Raw genomic sequence first — 17,397 nt, forward strand, 5'->3', positions numbered from 1 at the left:
CGACAGACGCGTCCCGTGCCATTCTGAAAACTTGCGCAGGCTCTCGCCTGCCCATCAAGATTGAGGCCCAATGATCTCGAACTGGCTCGCGGCAACACTCGGCCGCCGCAATATCCACTACGGCTGGGTGATGGTCGGCGTGACCTTCCTCACCGCGCTGATCAGCGCCGGCACGGTCGGCGCGCCCGGCGTTTTCATTGTTCCGCTTCAGAAGGAATTCGGCTGGAGCACGGCGGAGATCTCGTCGGCGTTGTCGATTCGCTTCATCCTGTTCGGGCTGATGGCGCCGTTCGCGGCGGCCCTGCTCAACCGCTACGGCCTGCGAAATGTCACGCTGACCGCGCAGCTCATCGTGGTCTCGGCGCTGGTGCTCTCGCTCGGGATGACGGAGGTCTGGCAGCTCGTCGCGCTGTGGGGCGTCGTGATCGGGATCGGCACCGGCATGACCGCGCTGGTGCTGGGCGCTACCATCGCGACGCGCTGGTTCGCGGCGCGGCGCGGCCTCGTCGTCGGCATCATGACCGCGAGCGTCGCCACCGGTCAGCTCGTGTTCCTGCCGCTGCTGGCAAGCCTCACCGAACGCTTCGGCTGGCGGCTTGCGCTCGGCTTCGTCTGCATCGCACTTGGTGTTTCCGCCCTCGCGGTCCTGCTCGCGATGCGCGACCGTCCGAGCGATTTGGGCCTGCGCCCGTTCGGCGACGAAGGCACCACACCCCTGCCAGCGCCGCCCGTCAGCCATGGCTCGATCACCGGCGTCGCACTCGGCACGCTGCGCGAGGCCTCGAAGAGCGGCGCGTTCTGGGTCCTGTTTGCGACGTTCTTCGTCTGCGGCGCATCCACAAACGGCCTCGTGCAGGTGCATCTGATTCCGATGTGCCTCGATTTCGGCATCCCGCAGGTGCAGGCCGCGGGCTTGCTGGCTGCAATGGGCATCTTCGACTTCTTCGGCACCATCATGTCGGGATGGCTTTCGGACCGCTACGACAACCGCTATTTGCTGTTCTGGTATTACGGCCTGCGCGGGCTCTCGCTGATCTTCCTCCCCTTCAGCGATTTCTCGTTCTATGGGCTCTCGATCTTCGCGATGTTCTACGGGCTCGACTGGATTGCAACTGTGCCGCCCACGGTGCGCCTGACCGCGCAGAAATTCGGACCTGAGCGCGCCAATCTGGTGTTCGGCTGGATCTTTGCAGGCCACCAGCTCGGCGCGGGCACCGCTGCCTTCGGCGCCGGTCTCTCGCGGACGGTCTATCAGAGCTACCTGCCCGCCTTCTTCATCGCCGGCGCGCTCTGCGTGTTCGCCTCGCTGATCGTGCTGACGCTGTCGCGACAACCGAAGCCGAAGCCGCAAGCGGCGATGGCTTAGTATCTGATGGTGCCGGTGACGCCGTAAAATGCGGCGTCACCGATCCGCCCGACACGAGGCGGGTCGTCCGGGTTCGGGGTGCCGCTCGATTGCGGAAGACGTACCTGAAGGTAAAGCGCGACCAGCCGTCGCAGATCGAAAATCAGCAAGGCGAACCTGCCGTAACCGTCAACAGACGCCTTGCGGATGTTCATGTGTCGCAATTATGTCGGCTGGCCGCTCAGGCGAGGGACCCCCCGCGCGGGTTGACGATCGTATAGCCACGCAATGAACGCGCATGCATTCGCGTCGCGTGTCCGCCCGAGTTGGCATCGTACGCCATCCAGATGTCCCCTTCCAAATGCTGCTCGAGGACGAATACATGTCCACGTCGCGCTGCGACCATTCCCGGTGCGGGTGATGTCCGCGGGAAGCGCAGCCAATTGGCCGCAAGATTCAATTCCGGCACGATACGGCCGAACACGCGCAGAGCCGCGCCGCAGCCGCAGAAGGAGGAAGGACACCCTGCCGGACGACTGCCGACGATGCGGGCGCTGGAGATGCTCGTCGTCGGGGCGCCGCCCGCGTCGGTCACTGTCAATTGCGTCGCGCGATAGGCTTGTAGCGAGGACCTGGGATTCAGTGGGGACCGGGAAGCCCGCTCACGGCGCGGTTGCGCATATGAGAAGTCGCAGGGCATCGTGACGTTGCATTCAGGTACTTGATGAATGCGATAAGTCCGTGCTTCGGAAGCGACGGAGCTGAGGGCAACCAAGAGACACGCAGAAAGAACCGCCTTGAACATTGCAGGGCTCCAAATTGAAGATCCCTGCCCCGGCAATGAGAAACCAATAACAGTTTGGCTGAAATCGGCTAAAAGAACGGCCAAAAGTGGCTTCATTTGCAGGCCGATTTCTGCAGTCCTCATAGCCCAGACGTAGCGGCGGAGATAGATAACTCGCAGAGAACGAACGCGTGTCGTCGCAACCGAAACGCGATCGCATGTGCACGCGCCGCTCACCGATGGGCGTCGACCGGCCCGAGCGCACAATTGCGCAGGGTACCCCTCGAGCCATAAACCCGGCCGGTGATTGTTGCGCGCTTGGTCAACCCCGAGTCGTCGCCAAACCCGCTCCTGTGGCTATCGCAAAGTCCGATTTTGCAGCGCCGAGCGCTGCGGCGAGCTCGTCGATGTGGTAAGGCTTCGATAGGATCCGGATCCCGGCCTGCTCGGCGTCGTGAACCGCGGCTTCGGCGTATCCGCTCGTCAGCAGGACCGGAATGTCGCTTCGCCTTCTTCTGATCTCGCGCGCGAGTTCGACACCGTTCATGCCGCCCGGCATCATGATATCGGAAAACACCAGATCGACGGAGCGGCCGTCCGCTAGGGCACCGAGAGCCGCCGCAGCGCTGGCCGCCCGCGTGACCTGGTAACCGAGCTGCGCAAGCATCTCGCTGACGAGCGCGGCGACCTCGTCGTCGTCTTCGACGAGGAGGATTCGCCCCTGATTGGCCTTCTTGGGCCGCGCCCTGTTCAGGTCGATGAGGTGCCGTTCACCCGAAGGGATATTCCTGGATCGCGGCAAATAGAGCTCGATGCTGGTGCCCTCGTCGACGATCGATTTTATTCGAACCATCCCGCGTGATTGCGTGGCAAATCCGTGGACCTGAGCAAGCCCCAGGCCCGAGCCTTTCCCGACATCCTTGGTCGTGAAGAACGGTTCGAAGACCCGCGCCAGGATCTCGGGGCTCATTCCAACACCCCTGTCGACCACGGATAGGCGAACGTAATCGCCCGCGATCTCGTTCTCGTTCAGGCCGGCCAGGTTCTCGCCACGGACAACGATCGTACCGCCGTTCGGCATCGCATCGCGGGCGTTGACCGCCAGATTGAGAATGACCAGTTCGAGCTCTCCCGGATCGACCTCAACCGGCCAAAGCCCCTCCGGAAAATCGAACTCGACGTGAACGTCGCCTCTCAGGCTCCGATCGAGCAATTCGCGCATGCCGCCGATCTGCGCGGGGATGTCGACGGCCTCGGGCCGGAGCTTCTGCCGCCGTGAAAAAGCCAGAAGCTGCCTGGTCAGGCCCGCACCACGCTGCGCCGCCTGAACCATTCCTTCCAACAGCCGACGCCGCCGATCAGGATCGGTCTGTCGGTCGAGCATGTCCAATCCACCGGAGATCACCATCAGCAGATTATTGAAATCGTGAGCTACTCCGCCGGTCAATTGCCCAATGGCCTCGATCTTCTGGGCCTGACGAAGGGTCTCCTCGACGCGGGCGCGCTCTTCCATTTCGGCCCGCAGATGCTTGTTGGCCTCCTCGAGGGCACGGGTGCGCTCGACCACGAGCTTCTCGAGCTCCTGGGCCGTCCGCTCGCGCGCCTGCAGCAAGGTCCGAATTTCATATTGCCGCCGGCGGGCCCGCATTGCGGATTGAATTGCGCTCGTCAGCGTGATCGGCTGAACCGGGCGCTCGAGCAGCGAAACGTTGCGGAGTGTCTCGACGATGCTGCGGCGCCAGGCAACCACCGCCGGCTGCTCCCGGTGGCTGGTAAGAATGACAAAGGGCAGGTCGGACCAGGGCGGCTGCCGCTCGATCCAATGTGCCAGCGGCTGGGTATCCTTTCCGAACAAGCCCTCCTCGGCGAGAAGCACCGCGCCCACGCCAGCCGACATCTCGTTGACCAGTTCAGGCAGACCTCGACAATTGATTGCCACGAGATTCGAACTGCGGAGAAGCTCGACCGATGCCGGTCCATCGCGGCCAATCGGAGCAAACACGAGGACGCAATGATCGCGGTCGGCGCTCATTCCGACAGCCCCTCCGGTATCTCCGTGCCCGAGTAACGCGGATTCCCGGAAAAGATGCCGCTGAATCCGGTCAGCGGAGGACCGACCGTAATGCCGGCACTGCCAAGACGAAACTCGCGGATGGAATTTTCATGATTGCCGCTGCGCTTCTTCACGACCGAGAGGGCGCGCCGCACCGTTCCGCCGACCTCGAAATAGCGCAGCATGAGCACGGCATCGCTCAAATAACTGATATCGAGGGCCGTTTCCATCGGGCCGACCAGCCCATGCTGAGCGAGGATAAGGACGGTCAGCACGCCTTTCTGCCCGAGATAGCTCAAGAGCTCGTGCATCTGGAGGATGAGAAATCGCTCATCCGGCATTGCGTTGAGGTAGCCGTTCAGACTGTCGATGACAACAATTCGGGCGTTGTCCTTTTCGACGCTGTTGCGCACATTGGCGGCGAATTCGCCGGGGGACATTTCGGCGGGATCGATCTGTTTAAATCGGATGAGTCCCGATTGCAGATGGCTTTCAAGCGGCAGGCCCAGCGTTCGAGCCCGGGCCTCCACTGTACCGCGACCTTCATCGAAGGCAAAGAACACCGCATGCTCACCGCGATCTGCCGCCGCGATCGCATAGGTCAGCGCGAGAGACGACTTGCCGACACCGGCGGCGCCCAAGAGCAGCGCACTGGTGCCGCGCTCGAGCCCTCCTCCCAGTAGCTGGTCGAGGTGTGCATTGCCGCTGGGCGTCAACTCACCGATAAACGAGGTGTGATGTTCCGCCGCCACCAGACGGGGGAATATCCGCACCCCTCCCGCTTCGATCGTGAAATCGTGGAAACCGCCGCGAAATCGAATGCCGCGCATCTTGATCACGCGAAGCCGCCGGCGCTCTGCCCCATAATCAATGGCGAGCTGTTCGAGCATCACGACGCCATGCGCGATCGAATGGAGTTGCAGATCGTCCTGGGAGGACGAGAGATCGTCGAGGAGGATGACCGTGCAGTTGCGGTTGGTGAAAAAGTGCTTCAGGGCCAGAACCTGGCGCCGGTACCGCAGCGGGTTCTGCGCAAGGAGGCGGAGCTCGGACAGGCTGTCCAGCACCACGCGCGCGGGATTGATCCGTTCGACCTCCTTGAATATCAGGCCCGTGGTTTCGCTCAGCTCCATCTCGGCGGGGTAGAAGACGGTGAGCTCGCGCTCCGGATCGAGCGTCGTCTCAGGCGGCACCAGTTCGAAGATGTCGACTCCTTGCAACGACCAGCCGTGCCGCTGTGCAACCAGCGTCAGCTCACGCTTGGTTTCCGACAAGGAGATATAGAGCACGCGTTCACCGGAGCGGGCGCCCTCGAGAAGGAATTGAAGCGCCATCGTGGTCTTGCCCGAGCCGGGCCGACCCTCGTAGAGGTACATGCGATTGGGATCGAGCCCGCCGTAGAGGATATCGTCGAGGCCATCACTGCCGGTCGAAATCCTGGGCAACTCTCCGGGGTCGCTGGTTTGCGCCCGGCTCGATGAATTGATCATTGACCCCCCGTGAAGCTCCATCGCCAAAAGTGCGCTCCGGCCCCGAGATGGACGCGCGGTCAGCGGTCCGGCCCCGGCCGTAAGGCGAAATTTGGCAAAGAACGCCCAAGCCGGGTTCCAAGTTCCGCCTTCAGATGCATGTCCGCCAGACCGTCTGCCGCGGAACCGTTCTCGCCCCCTATTTTAGCTTTTGCGGTCTGACTGGCGGTCCCAGCCGGTCAGCGTCGACAAGCCAGTTCGCGCCCCGAAAGCCGCGCCAGCTCACTGCATCATCGCGGCCGAGATCTTCTCCGCCGACATCAGGACTGGAAAATTGGTGTTGGCGCACGGCACCACCGGGAAGATGGAGGCATCGACGACGCGCAGGCCCTGCACGCCTTTGACGCGCCCCTCTGGATCGACCACCGCCATCGGATCATCGGTCCGGCCCATGCGGCACGAGCAGGAGGCGTGCCACACGCCGATCGTGGCCTTGCGCACGAAGGCTTCCAGCGCCTCGTCATCGTTGATGACGTCGTCGAAGGTGAAGCCCTCGACCACGAAATTGTCGATCATGTAGTGGCGCAGCGCCGCCGGCCCGTCCATCAGGGCCGCGGCGATCTTGGTGAGAATCCTGTTTTTGGTGTTGACCACGCCGATCTTGCGCACGCGGTCGGTATAGGAGGCCGGGAACGGCTTGTCCGTCACGGCCCTGACGACGTCGCTCATCTGCACGGCCGCCATCTTGCGGAAACCGCTCATCAGGCGATCAAGGTCGCGCCGGTCGGACAACAGGTTGAATTCGACGATCGGCTCGACTGCCGTGTCGCGCGAGGCAAGTTTGACCTGTCCGGTCTCGGAATAGGTCTTGTTGACGAACGTCAGCAGCGATCCGATCTGCTCACCGACGGCGTGCCAGGCCGATTTGCTGAGCAGGACGACGAACATGTCGCCTTTCGGTACGCCTTCGAGCCCGGACGAGTAACGCAGGCCAAGCTGCATGTGGCGCCTGGTGTGCTCGTTCATCCGCGCGCCGCGGCGGACAAAGGACGATAGCGAGATCGAGGGATGATCCATCAGGCGCTGGCCGACGCCCTGCAGCCCCATCAACACGGGAATGCCCATATCCCTGAGGTGACCGACCGGGCCGATGCCGGCGCGCAACAGATGCGCCGGCGAATGGATGGCGCCGCTGGAGAGAATGATCTCGCCGGCGCGGAATTCCTGCTCCCGCCCGTCGACCACCGCCTTCACGCCGACGCAATGCGTGCCCTCGAACAGCAACTCCCTGACTTGCGTGTTGGTGGAGATCGTGAGGTTGGCGCGCTTGCGCGTGTCTCGATCGAGATAGCCCATGGCAGCCGAGACGCGTTGCTCGGCCTGGTTCGAGTGCGTCACCGGGAAAAACCCGTCGACGAACTCGCCATTCTGGTCGGGCAGGAACTGATGTCCGGCCTGCTGGAAGGCTTGCGCGAACGCCTGCGAATGCCGCGTCCAGTGCTCCCTGGGGATTCGGCGGACCGGGATGCGGCCGTCCTTGCCGTGGTAGGGACCGTCGAAATCGAGGTCGCGCTCGACCTTCTTGAAGAAGGGCAGCACATCATTCCAGCTCCACCCCGCGGCGCCGCGCGCTTCCCATTCGTCGTAATCGGTCGGCGCGCCGCGGTTGGCCATCTGGCCGTTGATCGAGGAGCCGCCGCCAAGCACGCGAGCCTGCTCGTATTTGCGCAGGGGCGGGCGCCCTTCGTCCGGGTTGTTGTGACTGACGATCTGGGTCGTGACCTTGAGCTCGGTCCAGTGGAAGCGCGGATCGAAATAGGCCGTCCCCGGATAGCTGTCCTTGATCTCGGCCGGCTCGTCTCCGGGCGGTGTGTCCTGTCCAGCCTCGCAGAGCAGGACCTTGTTGGCGCTCCTCGCGGAGAGCCGGTGGGCCAGCACGGACCCCGCCGAGCCGCCGCCCACGATAATGAAGTCGTACACGATTGGCGCTTCCTCTTGTTCTTGCCCGGGAAGCGTAGCGCGTTATTGTTTTGAGGTCACGTCATCGCTGCCGCGGCAAAGCGCGAGCACAACGCCGTCGACGCCGAGGGCACCGCCCGGCGGCAGGCATCTGCCGTCCGGTCAGCAGGTGACGAGGGAGCGAACCGAGGAGGCTTTACGGCTTCCTTACGAAGCCCGCGCGCAACCTCTCGGCAAACCAGACTACAAAAATCGAAGCGAACGACAGGCAGAAAAATATGGCTGTCCAAAGCAGCGCGTTACCCGCATTTGTCATGACGTCTCTCCCTCGTTTCAAACGAGACGCTTGCAGACAATCGAACGCTACGTGTTGCGATAGATCAATTTTGCCGAACTGCAATTAGGCTGAGATCGGCATCAGCAGCTCGCAGTGACGGCTGAGGCTACGGCCTGATCGAAAAACTCTCCGGCGGCCCTGGCTTCCGCAATGGCTCCGACAGCCGCGCGAACTCGCACAGCAGCGACCGCGTCTTCCTGGGATCGATGATCTCCTCCACCCAGAATTTTTCGGCGGAACGGAATGGCGAGCGCAGCTTGTTGAGGCGGTCCTCGATCTCTTTCAGTTTCTCCGCCTTGTCCTCGGCCGCGTCGATGTCCGCGCGGTAGGCGGCTTCGATGCCGCCTTCGAGCGGGAGCGAGCCCCAATAAGCCGACGGCCAGGCGTAGCGGATCGAGAAGCGGTCGGCGGGCTGATGCACCACGCCGGCGACGCCGAAGGCGTTGCGCAGGATCACCGTGCACCAGGGCACCGTGGCCTGGTTGACCGCGGCCATAGCGCGAACGCCATGGCGGATGGTGCCCGCCTTCTCCGCATCGAGGCCGATCATGAAGCCGGGGCAGTCCATGAGATAGACGATCGGCAAATGGAAGGTCTCGGCGAAGTCGACCCAGCGCACCACCTTCTGGCAGGCATCCGCCGTCCAGGAGCCGCCATAGTGAAAGCTGTCGCTGGCGAGCACCATCACCGCCCTGCCCTCGAGCCGCGCGAGGCCGACAATGATCGGCTTGCCGAAATTTTTGGCGACCTCGAAGAACGAGCCCTTGTCCACGACCTGCTCGACGATCGGCCGTATCTTGTAGACCTGCTTGCGGTTGCGTGGCACCGCGCTCATCAGCGCCTCTTCTGTGCGCTCCGGATTGTCGGTGCAGGGCAAGGTCGGTGGTAGCTCGTAGACCGACGACGGCAGATAGGACAGGAATCGCCGGGCGCAGGCAAACGCCTCCTCCTCGGTGTCGACGGCATGATCGACCGCGCCGGCGCGGGTCTGGATGTCGGCGCCGCCGAGCTCTTCCTTCGAGAGGTCCTGCCCCAGCGCCTTCACCACCGGCGGACCTGCGACGAACATCGCGGACTTCCGGGTCATGATGGAATAGTGGCTGGCGGCAAGACGCGCGGCACCGAGCCCTGCGACCGAGCCGAGGCCGAGCGCGACCACGGGCACGCGCGACAAATTCTCGGTGGTGAAGCGATACCAGCGTGTGCCGCCGATGCCGCCCGGCAAGTTCGCCGCGCCCTTGGTCTCGATAGTCTTGACCGAGCCGCCGCCGCCGGAGCCTTCGATGATGCGGACGATGGGCAGGCGGAGATCATGCGCCATCTCCTCCGCCATCAGCGGTTTTGCGGAGATGGACGCGTCCGCCGAGCCGCCGCGCACGGTGAAATCGTCGCCGACCACGACGACGGTGCGGCCTTCGATGCGCGCGCGGCCGAACACGCAGTTCGCCGGCGTCAATTTCTGCAACTCGCCGCTGGAATCGTATTCACCGACGCCGGAGACGGCGCCGATCTCGTGAAAGCTGCCCTTGTCGGTCAGTCTGTCGATACGCTCCCGAACAGTCAGTCGGCCCTGGTCATGCTGACGCTTGACCTTGTCAACGCCGCCCATCTCCCGCGCGAAGGCTTCGCGCCGGGCGAGCTCGTCGAGTTCCGGCTTCCAGTTCATTCACTCCCTCCGAATTGATCGGCTTGTTATTGTTGTGCACGGCGATGGCGACCGGTTTACGCGGGATGCGGGCGTTGAAGACGTCGCCTTCCGCGCCCTCCATCAGGCTGCCGAGCGAACGGCCGAGCGCGAGCATCAGCGGCGCGACCTCGGCATGCAGGCGCTCTTCGTCGTACATCGCCGACAGAAGACCGATCGTGATGACGACGAAGGTCTGGTATTGCGGCGACCAGATCGGCACCGCGAGCCCGTTGATATGCGGGCTCCACAGGCCGCAGGCCACGACATAGCCGCGCTCATGCAGCGACTGCCGGTTGGCCTCGATGCGGGGCCGCAGGATTTTCGCAGCCTCGGGAGCTTCCCGCTCCATGTCCGCGATGAAGGCATCGCCGACCTCGGGCGCCAATGCCGCAGTGTAGGCTGCGCCTGCAGCGGTCGAGGCCATCGAGATGCGGCTGCCGGTGCCCTCGTGCAGCCCGAGTGCCGAGGCCGAACGCGCGAACTGAAGATAGACCAGATGGAAGCGATCGGGGACCACGAAGCCGACGGTGCCCGGCAGTTGCTCAGCGACTTCCTGGAGCCGCTGGCGAATCATGCTGCGCAGCTGCGCGCCCTTCATCATCGAGGCGCTCATCGCCACCGCGCTTGGCCCGATGCGATATTTCTGATCGCGCGGCAGATAGACCAGCTGCCCCATCCGCGTCAGCGTGTGCGTGAGCCGCGACACGGTCGAGCGCGGCAGGCCGCAGCGATTTGAAATTTCCAGATTGCCAAGCCTGGCCTCGTGGCCCTCGAAGCATCGCAACACGTCGAACGCGCGCGACACCACCTGGATGACATCACCCTCACCGGCTTCGCCAGCGAGCGCACCTTGTCTACTCAACCGCTCCGAACGTCGTCCCATGATCCCTACCGCTTGTTCCGCTGTGCGGAATTAAATTCCGCTTGCAGAAGAAACTACCTCAGGCATTTTGCGACCACAACAAAAAGGCGATGGCATGCCAGAAATTAAGATCGTCACGGAGATCGCCGGACGCGTCTGCGCAACTCCCGTGCAAGTTGGAGGAACCGTTGCAGATGGCGATGAGATTGTGGTGGTCGAAGCGATGAAGATGGAGATACCGGTGCTTTCGCCTGTGAGCGGCGAGATCACATCGCTTCTGGTGAAGCTCGACGACGTCGTTACCGAAGGACAGGCGATCGCAATCGTCGCAAGCTGACTGCATTCTCCGTCGTTTTCCGCGACATTCTGTCAGCCTCATTGCTGCGTTCGCGGTACGGCGTTGCCATTGCCTGACCGCGATGACATGATCTCTCAAACAAAACCTGTTTCAAACAAAGAAAGAAATCGTCGCGGCAAACGCGAGGATCATTGGAGGGAAACATGCGTCGTGGGCTGATCATGCTCGCGCCTGCCGTGGTGGCAGGCCTTTCTTTTGTGTCTACACGCTATGCATTCGCCGACGACATCAAGCTGCCGGCAACATTGACGTTCACCGCCTATGACACCGGTACCGCCGGCTTCAACATCGCGGTCGGCGTCGGCAAGATGATGAAGGACAAATACTCGACCGACGTGCGCGTGCTCCCCGCAGGCAACGATGTCGCGCGTCTGGCGCCGCTGCGCGCCAAGCGCGCGGTCTCCGCGGCGATGGGATCGGGGACATATTTCGCGCAGGAGGGCGTGTTCGAGTTCGGCTCCAGGGAATGGGGCCCGCAGCCGCTCCAGATCCTGCTCTCGAGCGTTGATTGCAATTGCGGTTCGCTCGGCGTGGCCGCGGATACAGGGGTGAAGGAGCTGAAGGACCTCAAGGGAAAGCGCGTCGGCTTCGTCGTCGGCTCGCCGGCACTGAACCAGAACTCGCTCGCGGTGCTCGCCTTCGCCGGCCTGACGCAGAAGGACGTCAAGATCGTCGAGTTCGCAAGCTACGGCGCGATGTGGAAGGGCTTGATCAACAACGACACCGATGCGGCCTTCGGCACCACCATCACCGGTCCCGCCAAGGAAGCCGAGACTTCGCCGCGCGGGCTGGTCTGGCCGCCGCTGCCCGCCAAGGACAAGGAAGGTTGGGCACGGATGCAGAAGGTCGGCTCGTTCTTCTTCCCGCAGACAGCGACCTGCGGCGCCGGTATCTCGCCGGACAAGCCGATCGAGCTCGGCAACTATCCCTATCCGATCTTCGTCGCCTACGCCTCGCAAGCCCCCGAGCAGGTCTATGCGATCACCAAGGCGATGATCGTGAACTACGATTCCTACAAGGACTCCGCGCCCGGCGCCGGCGGGCTTGCGGCCGATCGCCAGACCAAGAACTGGGTGGTGCCGGTGCATCCCGGCGCGGTGAAGGCTTTGAAGGAGGCCGGGCAATGGAACGACGCACAGGAGGCGCACAACAACGGACTGATCAAGCGGCAAGAGGTGCTTGGCGCCGCGTGGACCGACTACGGAAAATCCAATCCGCCTGCGGATGATAAGGCGTTCCTCGACGCCTGGATGAAGGCGCGTGCCGCGGCGCTTGCGAAGGCCGACATGCCGAACGGGTTCGAGGATTAGTTCACAGCGTTAATTGTCCACGCCCGGGGTCGATCATGTCGTCTGCTTCAGTCTCCACCCCCTCCCAGGACGAGGCCAAGCGGATCGTGTTCGACGATCCGCATGGCGCCGCCGCCAACATGCAGGAAGCGGAAGTTACGCGCGTGCGAAGCTTGCGTGGCGCGTGGCGCTGGCTGCTCGTCCTCGCGACCGCCGCGACCATCCTGCTCTGCATCAACCAGCAATTCTCGCTGCGCTTCTTCGTCGGCTACACCCAGCTCAACACGGAATACTTCTACCTCCTGATCGCCCTGATGCTGCCGTTCACGTTCCTGATCTTCCCGGGGACCCCGCGCGCGCCGCTCGACCGCATTCCCTGGTATGACCTTCTCTGCTTCGTCGTGACCTTTGCCGCCGCGCTGCTGTTGATGTCGAACGTCCGCAAGGCCGCCGAGGCCGGCTGGGAATTCGGCGGCGCGCCGAACAGCGTGATCGCAGCCGGTCTCGTGATGTGGGTGATGTTGATGGAGGCGCTGCGCCGCACCGGCGGCTGGAGCCTGCTACTGAGCGTGCTTCCCTTCACCGTCTATCCGCTGTTCGCGGAATCCAGCTGGCTCGGGCCGTTCCGCGGCACGCAGTCGACGCTGGAGCAGGCGACCGCCTATCACGTGCTGTCGGGCGAGAGCCTGCTCGGCATTCCCATCCAGGCGTTTGCCGACACCGTGATCGGCTTCCTGGTGTTCGGCACCGCGTTGATGATGACCGGCGCCGGAAAGTTCTTCATCAATCTCGCCTTCGCGCTGTGTGGCACGTTCCGCGGCGGCGCGGCCAAGGTGTGCATCTTCGCCAGCGGCCTGCTCGGCATGATGTCAGGCTCGATCATCTCCAACGTGCTGACCGCCGGCACCATGACCATTCCGGTGATGAAGAAGAGCGGCTTTCGCGCCTCCTATGCGGGCGCGATCGAGGCTTGTGCCTCGACCGGCGCGGTGCTGGCGCCGCCGGTGATGGGCGCGACCGCCTTCGTAATCGCGCAGTTCCTCAATGTCAGCTACGCCGATGTCGCGATCGCGGCCATCATTCCCGCCGCGCTCTATTATATCGGCCTGTTCATGCAGGTCGATTCCTACGCCGCACGACACGGGCTGAAGGGCATTCCGCGCGCGGAGCTGCCGCGGGTCATGGATACAATCAAGGATGGCTGGTACTACGTCTTCGTCATCGCCCTCCTGATCGTGATGCTGCTCTACTTCAAGCGCGAGAGCCATGCGCCATTCTACGCCACCGCATTGCTTCTTGTGCTCAACCAGCTGTTCTCGAAGGACACGCGCTGGACTGTCGCGACCATCGGCAAATTCCTCGAGGTCAACGGCCGCACCTTCGTCGAGCTTGTCGGCATCCTCGCCGGGTGCGGCCTGCTGATCGGCGCCTTCTCGATGACCGGCGTGGTGTCGAGCCTCGCCAACGACCTGCTGCATATCGCCGGCGACAATCCGTTCCTGCTGCTCGGCATGTGCGCCCTGACTAGCCTGATTCTCGGGCTCGGCCTGACCACGACGGCCTGCTACATCTTCCTCGCCATCCTGGTCGCACCCGCGCTGGAGAAGCTCGGGCTGAACAAAATGGCCGTGCACATGTTCATTTTCTACTGGGGCATGCTGTCGTCGATCACCCCGCCGGTCGCGATTGCATCATTCGCAGCGGCAGGTATTGCCGGCTCGCCGGCGATGAAGACGGGCTGGGAATCGATGTGGGTCGGCAGCATCATCTATTTCATCCCGTTCTTCTTCGTGCTCAATCCCGCGCTGGTGCTGCAGGGGCCGAGCCCCTATCTGGCCGGTCTCGGCTTGATGGCGCTCGCGGCGTTCGGCACGCTGTTCATCTGCGGCGGCATCCAGGGCTACCAGCCCTTCGTCGGCGATCTCCGCGGCGCCGGTGCGCTGGAGTGGCCCATCCGCGTGCTGCTGGTGATCGGCGGTTTCGTGGTGGCCACCCCCGGCGGCGGCATCATGCCGCTGTCGCAGATGCAGGTGACGCTGCTCGGCCTCGCCATCCTGATCCCCACGATTTTGCTCGCCCTGCTGCTGGTCCGGCGGCAGACCGTGGTGCCGGACGGGTTGCGCGTGCCCTGATTGCGTTGCACAAAGAGAGGCAATGAAACCGCTTTCGCCTCTCGCTACCGCCTGGACGCGCTCGAAGCCGCCTTTGCTGCGGTTTCTGGACAATTGCCTCAACGAATTCTCGGCAGAGACCTCGGGCGCGGTCGCCGACTACATTCCCGAGCTCGGCAAGGCCGATCCTGCCTGTTTCGGCATCAGCCTCGCGACCCTGGACGGTCATGTCTACGAGGTCGGCGACTCCAGGGCGCCCTTCACCATCCAGTCGATGTCAAAGCCGTTCGTGTTCGCGCTGGCGCTGGACCTGCTCGGCGCAAACAGGGTGGAGAGCGCAATCGGCGTCGAGCCCTCCGGCGATCCTTTCAACTCGATCCGGCTCAACTCGGAGAATCATCCATTCAACCCGATGGTCAATGCCGGCGCGATCGCCTGCACCGGGCTGATCCACGACAGCAAGGGTCCGGATGCCTTCGAGCAAATTCGCCTCGCGCTTAGTCGTTTTGCCGGCCGCGATCTCGCCGTCGACGAGGCCGTCTACGCTTCCGAAAGCCAGACCGGCGACCGCAACCGTGCCATCGGCTATCTCCTCAAGACCAATGCGGTGATCTCGGACAATGTCGCGGCCGTACTCGACGTCTATTTCCGGCAATGCGCGGTGCTGGTCACCGCGCGCGACATCGCTGTGATGGCGGCAACGCTCGCCAACCGTGGCGTCAACCCGGTTACCGGCGAGCAGGTGCTGACGCCTTACGCGATCTCGCGCACGCTGTCGGTGATGACGTCGTCGGGCATGTACGACTATGCCGGCGAATGGATCTACCGGATCGGCATCCCCGCCAAGAGTGGCGTCGGCGGCGGAATTCTCGCCGCACTCCCCGCCCGCCTCGGGCTCGGCAGCTATTCGCCAAGGCTCGACAAGCACGGCAACAGCGTGCGCGGCATCAAGGTCTGCGAGGCGCTGTCCTCGCATTACGATCTGCATATGCTCAACCGCAGCGACGACGCACGCAACGCCGTCATCGCCGATTACGACATCGGCAAGAGCCCGTCGCGGCGCGTGCGCCGCCCGCAGGAGCGCGATATTCTCGCAGCCCTCGAGCAGGAGGTGCGGATCATCGAGCTGGTCGGCACGCTGTCGCTGTCGGCGGTCGACTATGTCTCACGCCGGCTTGCGGGCCGGCCGCGGCCGCAATTCGTGATTTTCGATCTCCACCGCGTCACCTCCACCACACGCGCCGGGGCGCGGCTGGTGGCTGAAGCGTTCGAGGAGCTGGCGGCGCTGAATGTGACCGTCGTCCTGTCAGGCGTCAGGCGCGCCTCCAAAGAATGGGACAGCCTGCGGGAGTGGACCGCGGAGCTGAAGAACGTCCGCGACTTCTATGTGCTCGACACCGCGATCGAATGGGCCGAAGACCAGATCGTCTACCGCTATGGCGGCTCGATCGATTTTCACGAGACCACCGAGCTTTCCGAGCAGCCTCTGCTCGCAGGCCTCAGCGCGGAAGAGCTGACCGACCTCGCCTCAATCTGCACGATCCGGATCTATCAGTCTGGCGCGAAAATCCTCACCACTGGCGCCGCAGCCGATTCCCTGTTCTTCCTGCGCAGCGGCGCGGTGCATGTCACCCTGCCCGACGGAGTGCGGCTCGCAACACTCACCGCCGGCATGGCGTTCGGCGAGATGGCCCTGATCGAGACCACCCGCTCCGCGGACGTGTTCGCGGATATGGCTGCGACCGCGTTCGAGGCGCCTCTGAAAGCGTTCGAGCGCTTCCGCAAGCAGCACCCGCACGCCAGCGAACGCATCATGCGCAATCTTGCGCAGCTTCTGGCCGAGCGCCTGATCGTCGCCAACGCCAAAGTGGATATCTTGACCTCCACCTGAGCGGCCTAGCGGCTCGCCGCCTCGCTGATCCGCCGCTTGATCTTGGCGGCACTGGTCTTGAGCAGCTCCGATGGCTGCTGGCCGGTCGCCACGCAGAGGCAGGCCCAGTAATAGATGACATCGCCGAGCTCTTCGACGAGGCCCGCCTGGTCGAGCCAGTCATCGCGGAGCAGCTTCTTGATATGGTCGGCGACTTCGCCGGACTCGCCGGCGAGGCCGAGCCCGAGATAGGACAGCCGTTCGTTCGACGGACGCTCATCGACTTTCGCAATCGTTGCAGCCCAGGCGGCATATTCATCGATCGTCATGAGCATCCCTCACAGCAATTGCTCGATCAGCCGACCACTTCGGTGACCGGCTGAAGGTCGATCTCGAAGGTCTCCAGAAACTTTGACGTCATGATGTAGAATCCGACCGAGAGCTGCAGTTCAACCAGTGCGGCCGGCGTCAGCTTCGATGAGATCGCCTTGAAGGTCGCATCCGTCGGCTTGTTCAGCTTGACGATCTCGTCGGTGAAGGCGAGCGCGGCGCGCTGCACTTCATTGAAACAGTTCGCGGCCTGCCAGTTCTCGAGCGCCTCGTTCTGCTCGTCGGTGACGCCGACATTCTTGCCGATGCGCTTGTGCGCGACGATCTCATACGGCGCCTCGCACAAAATGCCGGTGCGGGTGATCGCGAGTTCGCGCACGATCGGATCGAGCTCGCCCTTGTGGCGGATGGCGCCGCCGAGCCGGCAGTACTGCTCGAAATAGCTCGGCGAATGCGACATCATCCGGAAGATGTTGGCATTGCGGTTCTTGTCGAGGATCTCGCGGGTGCGCTCGGATGCCTTGGACGGGTCGCTGTAGTTGATGCGGGCCATGATTTTCCTGAAGTTTTCCCTAAGCCTTTGATGCTTTTTGTCGTTAGCGGCGAAATTTCCACGAAACTGTATTCTTGCGCGTCCGCAGGAGCAACAACATCGAGTCAAAATGCCGCCGCATTGCTGAACGACCTTGGCACAGTCGATATTCGCCGCGTGGGGACTTGATCGCGGCGGATACTCGCAAGGGGTGTTCCGAGTAAAAACAATTGGCCGTTGGGCGCTAACCGCGCATCGATGAGTCACGCCCAAGTCTAGGGAGAAAATGGAATGAAGGAAGCCACCAAGGGGGCGGCCTCGGAAGCGTTCGCGCATATGCTAGCGGTGATGGCGATGCTCGTCATCGCCAGCATCCTGTTCTACGGGCGCTAGTTAAGAGTCGGGTGAGAG

14 protein-coding genes are annotated in these 17,397 nt (G+C 63.3%); 5 read left to right on the forward strand and 9 right to left on the reverse strand.

Going from position 1 to position 17,397, the window contains the following annotated elements:
• Nucleotides 1-70: 70 nt before the first annotated feature.
• Nucleotides 71-1,366 carry an MFS transporter gene (locus tag IVB07_RS22480; RefSeq protein ID WP_018459223.1) on the forward strand — a complete coding sequence of 432 codons (1,296 nt, stop codon included), beginning with the start codon at nucleotides 71-73 and terminating at the stop codon, nucleotides 1,364-1,366.
• Here IVB07_RS22480 and IVB07_RS22485 read toward each other — a convergent pair.
• The 7 genes from IVB07_RS22485 to IVB07_RS22515 form a co-directional block, all read right to left on the reverse strand.
• Nucleotides 1,363-1,560, reverse strand: a complete 198-nt coding sequence (locus tag IVB07_RS22485) for a hypothetical protein (RefSeq protein ID WP_018459224.1) — start codon at nucleotides 1,558-1,560, stop codon at nucleotides 1,363-1,365. The genes IVB07_RS22480 and IVB07_RS22485 overlap by 4 nt on opposite strands.
• Nucleotides 1,561-1,586: 26 nt before the next feature.
• Nucleotides 1,587-2,150: a hypothetical protein gene (locus tag IVB07_RS22490; RefSeq protein ID WP_026233759.1), complete on the reverse strand. Its 564-nt coding sequence runs from the start codon at nucleotides 2,148-2,150 to the stop codon at nucleotides 1,587-1,589.
• Nucleotides 2,151-2,451: 301 nt separating this feature from the next.
• Nucleotides 2,452-4,161, reverse strand: a complete 1,710-nt coding sequence (locus tag IVB07_RS22495) for a response regulator (protein ID WP_018459226.1) — start codon at nucleotides 4,159-4,161, stop codon at nucleotides 2,452-2,454.
• Nucleotides 4,158-5,672 (reverse strand): ATPase domain-containing protein, encoded by a 1,515-nt coding sequence (locus IVB07_RS22500; protein ID WP_247363251.1) that lies wholly within the window; start codon nucleotides 5,670-5,672, stop codon nucleotides 4,158-4,160. Before IVB07_RS22500 ends, IVB07_RS22495 begins: the two co-directional genes overlap by 4 nt.
• 261 nt (nucleotides 5,673-5,933) lie before the next feature.
• On the reverse strand, nucleotides 5,934-7,631 hold the full coding sequence (locus IVB07_RS22505; RefSeq protein ID WP_018459228.1) for a GMC oxidoreductase: 1,698 nt from the start codon (nucleotides 7,629-7,631) through the stop codon (nucleotides 5,934-5,936).
• A 422-nt stretch (nucleotides 7,632-8,053) separates the two neighbouring features.
• Nucleotides 8,054-9,613 (reverse strand): carboxyl transferase domain-containing protein, encoded by a 1,560-nt coding sequence (locus IVB07_RS22510; protein WP_018459229.1) that lies wholly within the window; start codon nucleotides 9,611-9,613, stop codon nucleotides 8,054-8,056.
• Nucleotides 9,543-10,517 carry a helix-turn-helix domain-containing protein gene (locus IVB07_RS22515; RefSeq protein WP_026233760.1) on the reverse strand — a complete coding sequence of 325 codons (975 nt, stop codon included), beginning with the start codon at nucleotides 10,515-10,517 and terminating at the stop codon, nucleotides 9,543-9,545. The genes IVB07_RS22510 and IVB07_RS22515 overlap by 71 nt, the downstream gene beginning before the upstream one ends.
• A gap of 94 nt (nucleotides 10,518-10,611) precedes the next feature.
• On the opposite strand from IVB07_RS22515, the gene IVB07_RS22520 reads away from it, so the two are divergent.
• The 4 genes from IVB07_RS22520 to glsA all read left to right on the forward strand — a co-directional run bounded on the left by IVB07_RS22520 (nucleotide 10,612) and on the right by glsA (nucleotide 16,145).
• On the forward strand, nucleotides 10,612-10,833 hold the full coding sequence (locus IVB07_RS22520) for an acetyl-CoA carboxylase biotin carboxyl carrier protein subunit (RefSeq protein WP_018459231.1): 222 nt from the start codon (nucleotides 10,612-10,614) through the stop codon (nucleotides 10,831-10,833).
• Between the two features lie 164 nt (nucleotides 10,834-10,997).
• Nucleotides 10,998-12,164 (forward strand): TAXI family TRAP transporter solute-binding subunit, encoded by a 1,167-nt coding sequence (locus IVB07_RS22525; protein WP_018459232.1) that lies wholly within the window; start codon nucleotides 10,998-11,000, stop codon nucleotides 12,162-12,164.
• 35 nt (nucleotides 12,165-12,199) lie between these two features.
• Nucleotides 12,200-14,275 carry a TRAP transporter permease gene (locus tag IVB07_RS22530; RefSeq protein ID WP_018459233.1) on the forward strand — a complete coding sequence of 692 codons (2,076 nt, stop codon included), beginning with the start codon at nucleotides 12,200-12,202 and terminating at the stop codon, nucleotides 14,273-14,275.
• Nucleotides 14,276-14,297: 22 nt separating this feature from the next.
• On the forward strand, nucleotides 14,298-16,145 hold the full coding sequence (gene glsA, locus IVB07_RS22535; RefSeq protein ID WP_247338096.1) for a glutaminase A: 1,848 nt from the start codon (nucleotides 14,298-14,300) through the stop codon (nucleotides 16,143-16,145).
• Between the two features lie 5 nt (nucleotides 16,146-16,150).
• Here the strand turns inward: glsA and IVB07_RS22540 are convergent, their stop codons facing one another.
• Together IVB07_RS22540 and IVB07_RS22545 are read right to left on the reverse strand one after the other, a co-directional pair.
• The gene (locus IVB07_RS22540) at nucleotides 16,151-16,453 is read right to left on the reverse strand and encodes a nucleoside triphosphate pyrophosphohydrolase family protein (RefSeq protein ID WP_026233761.1); all 303 of its coding nucleotides are present in this window, start codon (nucleotides 16,451-16,453) and stop codon (nucleotides 16,151-16,153) included.
• A 26-nt stretch (nucleotides 16,454-16,479) separates the two neighbouring features.
• Nucleotides 16,480-17,007 carry a carboxymuconolactone decarboxylase family protein gene (locus IVB07_RS22545; protein ID WP_247766682.1) on the reverse strand — a complete coding sequence of 176 codons (528 nt, stop codon included), beginning with the start codon at nucleotides 17,005-17,007 and terminating at the stop codon, nucleotides 16,480-16,482.
• Between the last annotated feature and the right edge of the window lie 390 nt (nucleotides 17,008-17,397).

This window comes from Bradyrhizobium sp. 172, from assembly GCF_023101065.1.
In the GTDB taxonomy this organism is placed as follows: domain Bacteria; phylum Pseudomonadota; class Alphaproteobacteria; order Rhizobiales; family Xanthobacteraceae; genus Bradyrhizobium; species Bradyrhizobium canariense_D.

What these genes read in the sequence shown, in the direction of transcription:
- IVB07_RS22480 (WP_018459223.1), top strand. Translation starts at nt 71, where the DNA reads ATGATCTCGAACTGGCTCGCGGCAACACTCGGCCGCCGCAATATCCAC.
- IVB07_RS22500 (WP_247363251.1), bottom strand. Translation starts at nt 5,672, where the DNA reads ATGATCAATTCATCGAGCCGGGCGCAAACCAGCGACCCCGGAGAGTTG.
- IVB07_RS22520 (WP_018459231.1), top strand. Translation starts at nt 10,612, where the DNA reads ATGCCAGAAATTAAGATCGTCACGGAGATCGCCGGACGCGTCTGCGCA.
- IVB07_RS22490 (WP_026233759.1), bottom strand. Translation starts at nt 2,150, where the DNA reads ATGTTCAAGGCGGTTCTTTCTGCGTGTCTCTTGGTTGCCCTCAGCTCC.
- IVB07_RS22545 (WP_247766682.1), bottom strand. Translation starts at nt 17,007, where the DNA reads ATGGCCCGCATCAACTACAGCGACCCGTCCAAGGCATCCGAGCGCACC.
- IVB07_RS22510 (WP_018459229.1), bottom strand. Translation starts at nt 9,613, where the DNA reads ATGAACTGGAAGCCGGAACTCGACGAGCTCGCCCGGCGCGAAGCCTTC.
- IVB07_RS22540 (WP_026233761.1), bottom strand. Translation starts at nt 16,453, where the DNA reads ATGACGATCGATGAATATGCCGCCTGGGCTGCAACGATTGCGAAAGTC.
- glsA (WP_247338096.1), top strand. Translation starts at nt 14,298, where the DNA reads ATGAAACCGCTTTCGCCTCTCGCTACCGCCTGGACGCGCTCGAAGCCG.
- IVB07_RS22525 (WP_018459232.1), top strand. Translation starts at nt 10,998, where the DNA reads ATGCGTCGTGGGCTGATCATGCTCGCGCCTGCCGTGGTGGCAGGCCTT.
- IVB07_RS22530 (WP_018459233.1), top strand. Translation starts at nt 12,200, where the DNA reads ATGTCGTCTGCTTCAGTCTCCACCCCCTCCCAGGACGAGGCCAAGCGG.
- IVB07_RS22495 (WP_018459226.1), bottom strand. Translation starts at nt 4,161, where the DNA reads ATGAGCGCCGACCGCGATCATTGCGTCCTCGTGTTTGCTCCGATTGGC.
- IVB07_RS22485 (WP_018459224.1), bottom strand. Translation starts at nt 1,560, where the DNA reads ATGAACATCCGCAAGGCGTCTGTTGACGGTTACGGCAGGTTCGCCTTG.
- IVB07_RS22515 (WP_026233760.1), bottom strand. Translation starts at nt 10,517, where the DNA reads ATGGGACGACGTTCGGAGCGGTTGAGTAGACAAGGTGCGCTCGCTGGC.